We start from the raw sequence: 407 nt of genomic DNA, 5'->3' as shown, positions 1-407 counted from the left end.
CTGTTCGGCTCCCCGCCCGGCTACGTCGGGTACGAAGAGGGTGGTCAGCTCACCGAGAAGGTGCGGCGCAAGCCGTTCTCCGTCGTCCTGTTCGACGAGATCGAGAAGGCCCACCCCGACATCTTCAACAGCCTGCTGCAGATCCTGGAGGACGGTCGCCTGACCGACGCCCAGGGCCGGGTGGTCGACTTCAAGAACACCGTCATCATCATGACGACCAACCTCGGCACCCGGGACATCTCCAAGGGCATCGGGGTCGGGTTCGCCCGCTCCAACGACACCGAGTCGAACTACGACCGGATGAAGGCCAAGGTGCAGGAGGAGCTCAAGCAGCACTTCCGGCCGGAGTTCCTCAACCGCGTCGACGACATCGTGGTCTTCCACCAGCTCACGCCCAAGGAGATCAT

Annotated in this window: 1 protein-coding gene; it reads left to right on the top strand. The window is 63.4% G+C overall.

Annotation, left to right across the window (positions count from 1 at the left end; translation table 11 throughout):
• Nucleotides 1–407 (top strand): AAA family ATPase (locus FLV34_RS39830; RefSeq protein WP_147945641.1); only part of this gene is annotated, 407 nt, incomplete at both ends.

The sequence above is a fragment of the Microbispora sp. CSR-4 genome (assembly GCF_008033685.1).
Lineage (GTDB): Bacteria > Actinomycetota > Actinomycetes > Streptosporangiales > Streptosporangiaceae > Microbispora.
The sequence above is the reverse complement of the archived record's forward strand: the minus strand, read 5'-3'. Positions and strand labels throughout refer to the sequence as shown.